A 7,156-nucleotide genomic window follows, 5' to 3' on the forward strand; every position below is an offset into this window, starting at 1 on the left:
GTGCCGTGGTCGAGGTCGGCGCCGGGGATGTAAACGTTACGCTCCGGGTCGACCATCAGAGGCTCGCCGGCCATGGCCAGGAAAGGCAGAGTGGCGGCGGTGGCGATCAGGGTTCGGCGCATGGTTCTCTCCTGAGTGGCTCATTCGAGGGAAAATCAAAGTAACAAAAAGGGTATGGTATCTGCCAGTTTTGGTACTCCGGGCCCCACACGGTTCCCAGTGGAAAGGCCCCGGTGCCAGCACAAAAAAGTCTCCCTCGGCCATCGTGGGATCCGTCCAGACCGCGCAGCGCCGAGGAGAACAACGAATCCCCGGAATCTCTCCGAGCCCGAACTGAAACAGCGGCGGCGCCAGTGTCATCCGCCGCCGCCACGATGCCGGCGCGGTGTCCTCGCCCAATATTCCCGGCAGGTCGGTTCCGCGGCCCGGGGCGCGATCGGATACCGAACTTTTCGCATGGTCCACTAGGCCCAGGCCCCGTATCGGGCGGCTTGGGCTGTGTGCCTCGGTCCGGCCGCGCGGGCCGGTCGGGCCCCGGGGTCCGGCCCAGGGTCGCCGCCGGGACTGGGGCCGTGACCGGGACCAGGGTCTTGACCCGAGTCGGAGTCGGGGTCGGGCCCGGAGCGTCCGGACTGCTTGCGGTCGAACCAGACCAACACGACCGGGGTGAACAACAAGGTAAATGGCGTCGCGAACAGCAGACCGCCGGCGACGGTGGTGGCCAATTGCACCCAGTACTGCGTGGAGGGCGCGCCGACATAAAAGTCCCGGCCGGCGAAGTCGACGGTCCAGGTCAGTACCATCGGCATCAGGCCGAGAATGGTGGTCACGGCAGTCAGCACCACCGGCCGCAGACGCTGTGCGGCGGCGCGCAGGGCCGCCTCGTGCGGATGCAGGCCCCAGCCGCGCTTTTCGTTGTAGTTGTCGATCAGCACGATATTGTTGTTGACCACGATGCCAGCCAGAGCCAACACGCCGATCCCGCTCATCACGATCCCGAAGGGCTCACCGCGCACCAGCAGGGCCAGCAACACCCCCGCAGTGGAAAACACGATCGCCGAGAGCACCAGCCCGGCCTGGCTGAAGCGGTTGAACTGGGTGACCAGCATCAGCAGCATCAAAAAGATCGAGAGACCGAAGGCTGCCAACAAAAAGGCCCCGGTCTCTTCCTGTTCCTCGATCTCGCCGCGAAAGCGGATCTGAACCTCGGGATCCAGCTGCATTTGATCCAGCACGCCGCGCAGTCGGCTCACCTGCTGATCGACCAGCAGGCCGGCTGCCACGTCCGCTTCGATGGTATAGGCCCGGCGGCCATCCCGGCGCTTGATCAGCCCCTCCGCTGGCACCGGCACCAGTTCCGAAAAATTCGCCAGCGGAACCAGCCCCTGCGGCGTGGTCAGGCTGAGGTTGGCCAGGTTCTGGAGGTGACGTTGATCGGGAGGCAGACGCAGCCGGATATCCACCTCCTCGTCGGTGAAGGGTGGGCGAAAGGTGCCGAGCAGGACGCCGTCGGTGAGCAGACGCACCCCCTGTCCGAGGAGCGACACGTCCACTCCAAAGCGGGCGGCCTCTTCCCGGTTGAAGCGGACCTCGAGCTCCACGCCCGGCACCGGCAGATCGTCCTCCACATCGACGAAGCCGCCTACGTCGCGCATCGCCTCGCGAACAGCCCTAATCACCGGCGGGATCGCCTCCGGGGTGCGGCTGCTGGCCTCGATCTCGATCGGCTTGCCCTCGCCGGGTCCGCGCTCCTGGGTGAGGATCTGCAGGCGCAGCCCGGGCAGGGGCTCAACCCGCGACCGGATGCGTTCGATCACCTCGCTGGCCGGGTCACGGATTCGCCAGTGCGTGAACTCCAGCTGGATGACGCCGATCACATCCTCGGCATAGTCGCCCTGCAGGCGCTCGAGGGCGGTACCAATGGTCCGCCCGTAGATCACCGCGATCTCCGGGATGTCCTGCACCGCGCGCTCGACCTGACGCACCAGGGCATCGGCCTCCCAGACCGACAGATCCCCCCGGGCCTGCACCTGGATCTGCGCGAAGTCCGGCTCCACCTCGGGAAAGAACTCGACGCCGTGGCCCTGGACCAGGTACAGCGCATAGGCGAGCAACAGCACCCCCAGGGTGCCGAGGGCGGTCAGGCCCGGATGCGCCAGCAGCACCCGCAGCACCCGGATGTAGCGCCCGGTCACGCCATGTAACTCGTCATGGCGCCCGGCTTCGGCCGCGCGCACCTGGCGGCGCTGTTGCGGGCTGGTGGCGCTCCCCGCGCCGATGACGCTGCCGAGCGTCGGAAGAAAGACCAGCGCCATGACCAGGGATGCCAGCAGAGTGATGATCGCCGTCGCCGGCAGGTAGACGATGAACTCCCCCACCATCCCCGGCCAGAACAGCATCGGAGCGAAGACCGCGAGCGTGGTGAAGATCGCGGCGGTGATCGGCCACGCCATGCGCTGCGCCGCATTGCGGAAGGCCGCCTCCCGGGATTGACCCTCGGCGATGTTCCGATCGGCGAGTTCGGTCACCACGATTCCGCCGTCCACCAACATGCCCACCACCAGGATCAGACCGAACAGCACGACGATGTTCAGCGTGAAGCCCAACAGGTAGATCACCAGGATCCCGGTCAGAAAGGCACCCGGGATCATCAGCCCGACCAGCAACGCCCCCCGGAGCCCCATGATCGCGAGGATCACCAGCGTCACCACCAGGATCGCCGTGATCACGTTGCTCTCCAGATCCCCGAGCAAGTCCTCGACATCCTGGGCCTGATCCTGCAGGTAGGTCACCTCCACCGCGGCCGGCCAGTCCGCCTGCGCCTGGGCCTCATCGATCAGAGCCCGAACCTCGGCAACCAGATCGATCACATTCACGCCTACCTGCTTGCGAATCTCCAGGGCCATCGAGGGCTGCCCGTTGATCCGGGCAAAGGTCTCCGGATCTTTCAGGGCCTGGCGCACCTCGGCCACATCGCGCACCCGCACGACGGCGTCGTCGTCCACCCGCACCACCGTGTTCAGCACATCCTCGACGTCCTCGATGGTCCCGGGCACACGCAGCGCAATCCGCCCCACTCCGGTATCGACGGCGCCGGCGGCCACCAGCACGTTGTTGCGCTCGATCGCCTCGGTGAGGCGATCGAATTGCAGTTCGTAGGTCTCGAGCATCAGCGGATCGACGAGCACCTCCATCAGGTCCTCGCGCATGCCGCCGATATCCACCTCCAGGATGCCGGGCAAGGCCTCGATCTCGTCGCGGAGTTCCCGTGCGAGGCGCGCCAGGGCGCGTTCCTCGATTGGCCCGGACAGGTTGGCGATCAGGATCGGAAACAGCGAGATATCGACCTCCAGCACCGTCGGTTCCTCGGCGCCGTCGGGCAGCTCGGGGCGCAGCTGGTCCACCTCGTCGCGCAGGTCGGACAGCGCCTGGCGATTGTCCCAGCCCGGCTCGAAGTCGATACGCATCATCGCGAAGCCGTCGCCGGCCCAGGAGCGGCTTTCGTCGATGCCGGCAATGGCGAGCAATTCCCGCTCCAGCGTCCGCAGCATCAAGCGTTCGGCGTCCTCGGGGCTGACCCCGGGATAGGCCACGGTGACAAAGAAGATGGGGATATCGATGTCCGGAGCCGCCTCCTTGGGGATGATCACATACGTGGTGCCGCCCATGACCAGCAACAAAAACAGGGCCAGCAGCACCGTCCGGGCGTGGGCCACCGCCCAGGCGATGCCGGCATTCACCGATCGATCCCGGATGGGCCGTCATCGGCCGCATGGTGCAAAGGACTCAGGTCAGGTTCCGCGGGGCCCGAAGTGGTCCGGTTCGGCGCGTCTTGCACCTGGTTTTGTCCCTCATTCTGCAGCTCGGGGCGTACCTGTTCACCGGCCATCACGAAGCCCTGCCCGACCGTGATCAGGCGCGCCTCGTACGGCGCTCCGGTGATCCAGACTCCCTCCGGCTCGGTCCGAACCACCTCGATCGAATGAAACACGACCCGATCCTCCGCGTCGACGGTCTTCACACCGACGCGCCCGGCCTGATCGAGACTGATGATCGCCGGCGAGACCCGGTGGGCGAGCACCGTATCCGTGGGGATCTCGACGCGTGCGCTGATCCCGGAGGGCAATGCACGCTCGGGATTGGGGATCTCGATCTCCACACGAAAGGTTCGGGTCTCGGGCGCGGCCACTGTGCCGACGAAGCGCACGATCCCCTCGGCACGGCGGCCGTCGGCCAGACGAATCCGGGCGGGCAGGCCCAGCGACATCCGTCCGATCTGGTGCTGGGGTACCTGCACCACGGCCAGCAACGGGTCGTTGCTGATCACCTCCCCCACCGCGTCCCCGATCGACAGAAACTCGCCGCGTTCCGCCAGGCGTTGCTCGAGCACACCCGGGATCGGCGCCCGGATTCGGGTATGGCGGATCTCCAGTTCGATCGCCTCGAGTTCTGCACGCGCCGCCTCGAGTTCCGCCTCCGCGACCTCCAGATCGATCTCCGGCACATGCTGATTCTCGACCAGCCGCTGGGTCGCCTGGAACTCGCTCTGGCGGCCCCGCAGGCGAGCGATGGCCTGCCGGCGCCGGGCCTCCCGGTCGTCCATCGCCAGCGTGGCGAGTTCATCGCCCGGGTCGACGACCGTCCCGGCCACCACCGCCCAACGCTCCACCTGACCCGCCGTCTCCACCCGCACCATCACGCGCAGATGGGGTTCGATCCGGCCCTGCAGGATCAGGAGCTGCTCCACCGGCTGGGCCACGCGGTCCTCGACCAGCACCCGCATCGGCTCCCATTCCGGCGCCTCGGTCGGCTCCGGTGGCTCCCGGGTCAGGACCCCCGAGGCGATCCAGATTACCGCCAGCAGAATGACCCCGAGAACGGCGATTGGACGGTACCAGGGTTTGAATGCAGGCATGCGCTCACCATGGTTTGCCGGCAACCGGTGCGTTGCCGGCCTTGTCATCCGAACCACCCACCGAGCCGCCTCCAGGCGGTGGAGACCTGGCTGGTGAAGGGTCGTCGGGTAGACGGTCGACCCGTCGCGGATCGACCGAGCCGTCGACACTCCTGCCCTCGCCCGCGCGACTCAGTAGTGGTAGCGGATGCCGGTGGCGATGAAATCGGACCCGCTGGCCTCGCTGACGAGGTCGCAGGGAGTATAAAAAGTACCAAGCAGCTTTTCTATGGCGGGTGCCTGCTCCCCGCTGATGCCGACACCTGCGTTCGGCGCTCGCTCCGAAGAAGAGGCTTTGTCCGCACCCTTGCGCCTGACCCTAGTGGGCCATGCTCGACGTGTCCGCTGAATCCGACCACGCCATCGGTACGGAACGCCTGCACGCGAGCCCACCCGGCGCCGTCTCACTCGCGGCCAAACGCGTAGGAAACCGCAGTCCGGCAACGCGTCAGAGCGCCCCCCTACCCCTGTCCGCGTTCCTCGATCGGAATGTAATCGGAGAGCGTAGGGCCGGTGTAGATCTGCCGTGGCCGTGCGATCCGCCCGCCCACGGTCTGGTTCTGTTCCCACCAGTGCGCGATCCATCCAGGCAAGCGCCCTATGGCGAAGATCACCGTGAACATGTTGGTCGGAATGCCAATGGCCCGCAACAGAATGCCGCTGTAGAAGTCCACGTTGGGATACAGGTTGCGCTCGATGAAATACGGGTCGGACCGGGCGATGTCCTCGAGCCGGCGCGCGATGTCCAATAGCGGATCGTTGCCACTCAGCATCGGCACCAGTTCCTCGGCCACCTTCTGCAGCATCAGCGCGCGCGGATCGAAGTTCTTGTACACGCGGTGACCGAATCCCATCAGCCGAACCTTGCTCTCCTTCTCCTTGGCCAGCTTCACGTAATCCTCGGGCGTGATGTTCCCCCGGTGAATCTGCTCCAGCATCTCCAGCACGGCGACATTGGCGCCCCCATGCAGGGGACCCCAAAGCGCCGAGACGCCCGCAGCGCAGGAGGCGAACAGATTGGCACCACTCGAGCCCACCATGCGTACGGTCGACGTGGAACAGTTCTGCTCGTGATCCGCGTGCAGCATCAGGATCAGGTTCAACGCCTTGCGCACGACATTCGGACACACGTATTGCTGGTAGGGAAGCGAGAACATCATGTGCAGGAGGTTCGGGACATACCGCAGACCGGGATCTGGGTAGATGTACGGCAGCCCCCTGGAGTGCCGGAATGCATAGGCGGCGATCGTGCGGATCTTGCTGATCAGGCGCGCGGCCGCGTGGTGCAGCTCCGCCTCGTCCTCGAGTTCGTGCAGTTCGGGGTGATAACAGGACAGGGCGTTGAGCATTGCCGACAGAATCGCCATCGGCGGTGCCGAGCGCGGGAAGCCCTCGAACTGGTGCTTCATGCCCTCGTCGATGTTGGCGAAGCGCGTCAGATCTTCGGAAAAGCGCTCGTACTCCTCCTGACTGGGCAGGTGCCCGTAGATCAGCAGCAGTGCAACCTCGATGAAGGTCGGGCTATCAACGAACTGTTCGATGGGGATGCCGCGGTAACGCAGGATGCCCGCGTCCCCGTCGATGAAGGTGATCGCACTCTCGCAGCTACCCGTGTTGCCATACCCGGGATCGAGCGTGATGTGCCCGGTCTGCGCCCGGAGACTGCCGATATCGATCGCGCGCTCGCCCTCGCTGCCCTCGATGACCGGCAAGCTGTAGGAGTGTCCAGCCAGAGTCAGGCTGGCCGGCCCCAGGGGGCTGGGGTTGGAATTCGCGGACTCGTTCATGGTGCGGTACTCCCGCTCGTGAGGGAAAGAAGACTGCTGGCGCCATGCAGGGATCGGTGTGCACCAGGCCATGGTACTGCCCGCCCGGCCGGGAAGGAACGCAGCACTTGAACACCAAGAATACGGTTCACTGCGGTCTTCAGGGAATCCCGACGTATTTACAGGGGTCGCCGCACGTTGCGGTCACCATCCCGCGGCGTGCCGCAGGGGCGCATGCCGAGTATTGGGTCGAGATGATATGGTCCCCGCTCGGCGCGTAAGAGCACCGCCCAGCCAGACCGGACGCACCCGGCGGCGGAACATCGGGCCCGACAGGCGATCCCACCGATATGGACATACTTCTGCTGATCCCTTGAACTGACCGCAACGGGAGCACCATGGCACCAGACAACCGCCGCAGCCGCATCGTGACCGA

The 7,156-nt window shown here is 65.9% G+C and carries 1 protein-coding gene and 2 pseudogenes; all 3 read right to left on the reverse strand.

Annotated features, from left to right (window positions below; all coding sequences use genetic code 11):
* Positions 1–638: 638 nt before the first annotated feature.
* Positions 639–3,740: pseudogene (locus EA346_RS13550) on the reverse strand (efflux RND transporter permease subunit); the annotation flags it as partial.
* Between the two features lie 125 nt (positions 3,741–3,865).
* Positions 3,866–4,915: pseudogene (locus tag EA346_RS13555) on the reverse strand (efflux RND transporter periplasmic adaptor subunit); the annotation flags it as partial.
* A gap of 500 nt (positions 4,916–5,415) precedes the next feature.
* On the reverse strand, positions 5,416–6,741 hold the full coding sequence (locus tag EA346_RS13560; protein WP_296759498.1) for a citrate synthase: 1,326 nt from the start codon (positions 6,739–6,741) through the stop codon (positions 5,416–5,418).
* Positions 6,742–7,156 lie beyond the last annotated feature (415 nt).

It is taken from the genome of Thioalkalivibrio sp. (assembly GCF_007692535.1).
Taxonomy (GTDB): domain Bacteria; phylum Pseudomonadota; class Gammaproteobacteria; order Ectothiorhodospirales; family Ectothiorhodospiraceae; genus Thioalkalivibrio.